The organism is Curtobacterium sp. B8, from assembly GCF_000333315.1.
Taxonomy (GTDB): Bacteria; Actinomycetota; Actinomycetes; order Actinomycetales; family Microbacteriaceae; genus Curtobacterium; species Curtobacterium luteum.
The window spans coordinates 1-1,852 of sequence record NZ_BACW01000255.1; the positions used below are offsets into that span (position 1 = coordinate 1).

The window sequence follows — 1,852 nt, forward strand, 5'->3', positions numbered from 1 at the left end:
GTCCGCTGCGTCGGCAGCGTCGGCGACCGCGTCCTCCGCGTGCGCGCCGGCGGTCCGTGCCGAGTCAGCGGCGTCGTCCGCTGCACGGGCGGCGCGGTCCGCGACCTCGGCACCCGCGTCCACTGCGGCGTCGCGTGCGGCGCCGGCGGCCTCGGCCGCGTGGTCGACGGCGTCGGCGGCGGCACCGCGGGCACGGTCGGCACCGTCACGCGCGCGATCGGCAGCCTCCGCGGCACCGTCACGAGCCCGGTCAGCGAGGTCACGACCGCGCTCCCCGAGCTCCGCGGCAGCGTCGCGGGCGCGGTCTGCGGTCTCCGCGGCAGCGTCGCGAGCCCGGTCCGTCGCGTCCGCGACCGCGTCCCGCGCCCGGTCGGCGGCGTCGGCCACGGCCTCGCGCGCGGTGTCCGCGGCGTCGCCTGCACGGTCGACGGCGCGGGATGCGGCATCGCGAGCCCGCTCGGCGACGTCGGCGGCGTTCTCCTTGGCGTCGGCGGCGGCCTCGGACGCGGCGTCGCGGACACGGCCGACGGCGTCCTTCCCGGACTCGACGGCCCGGTCGAGCGCGCTGGGTTCGTCGTCGAAGGGACCGTGCACGTCGAGCACCCGGACGTCGACCGAGACGGCGGCGAAGTCGAGTTGCGAGACGGCCTCGCGGACCTGTCGGCGGACCTCGTCGGCGACGCCGATCACGGGCTCGGGGTACTCCACGACGATCGACACGACGACGTCGAGTGCACCGTCGGTCTCGTCGACCTGCACCCCGGTCGTCCCGGCGGAGCGGCCGAACTGGGAGCGCACCTTGTCGGCTGCGCGGGCCAGGAGGTTGCCGAGGTGGTGGACGCCGTGGACACCGAGTGCGGTCTCGGCGGCGGTGCGGGCGGCGACGGTGACGGGCGAGGCGTCCGCGGGCAGGGGCTCGGTGAGCTCCGCGGGCAGGGGTACCTCGGTGATCTGTGTCCTGGCGTTCGGGTCGTGCTGCATGACTTCCTCCTTGCTCCGGGACGACGGACGCCGCCCACCATGGGCGGGCGGCGTCCGGGTCCGAGACGGGTTACTTGAAGACGTCCTTGACGTCCTCGCCGGCCTTCTTGGCGCTGGCCGCGGCCTGGTCCTTCTGCCCCTCCGCGACCTTCTGGTCGTCGTTGGTCGCCTTGCCGACGGCCTCCTTGGCCTTGCCGGCGAGGTCCTGGGCAGCGTTCTTGATCTTGTCGTCGAGACCCATGACGGGCTCCTCTCTCTCGTCCGGGCGTCAGCCCGGTTTCCTTGGTGGTGCGGCCGGGAGGCGCGGTGTGCCTCCCGGGGTCTGGGGTGGTCGGTGGGTGGTGCGGTCTACTGCACGCGGGTGAGTTTCGCGAGAGCGGCGCGGGTGCCGCCGGTGAGGTGGACCAGGACCGGGACCTGCCGGCCCAGGGTGCGGTCCAGCACGCCGATGGCGTGGTCGACGGCGTCGAGGACGGTGACCGCGTCACCGCCGCGGCGGACGTTGACCCGGATCCGGGCCGCGCGCTGCCGCTTGACGAGGTACGTGTCGACCTTGGCGCCGACGACGTCGCGGACGCCGTGGAGTTCGTGGTCGATCACGTCCCGCACGAGCGCGACGTTGATCGTGACCTGGTCCTCGCCGGCGCGTTCCCGGACGGCGACGCTGGTGCCGCCGCGTCCGCGGGTGAACACCCACGCCAACGCGAGCACGATCACCACGACACACACGCCGGCGACGATCCACAGCGACGCCGCCGGCACGCTCACGTTGCTCGGCAACGTCACGTACGGCTTCAGGGCGTCACGGACCGCGGGCAGCACGCCGGCGCCGATGGTCAGGCCAGCGATGACGGCGACCAGGCCGAGCACG

General features: G+C 74.5%; 3 protein-coding genes. All 3 read right to left on the reverse strand.

Translation table 11 applies throughout. From position 1 onward, the window contains the following. Window positions 1–981 (reverse strand): Asp23/Gls24 family envelope stress response protein (locus I59_RS19345; protein ID WP_022903126.1); only part of this gene is annotated, 981 nt, incomplete at its 3' end. 70 nt (window positions 982–1,051) lie between these two features. Then, the gene (locus tag I59_RS06240; RefSeq protein WP_022903127.1) at window positions 1,052–1,222 is read right to left on the reverse strand and encodes a CsbD family protein; all 171 of its coding nucleotides are present in this window, start codon (window positions 1,220–1,222) and stop codon (window positions 1,052–1,054) included. A gap of 107 nt (window positions 1,223–1,329) precedes the next feature. After that, the coding region (locus tag I59_RS22675; RefSeq protein ID WP_022903128.1) for a hypothetical protein at window positions 1,330–1,852 on the reverse strand (523 nt) is incomplete at its 5' end.

Excerpts from the sequence above, each read along its gene's own strand:
- I59_RS06240 (WP_022903127.1), bottom strand. The coding sequence starts at position 1,222 with ATGGGTCTCGACGACAAGATCAAGAACGCTGCCCAGGACCTCGCCGGC.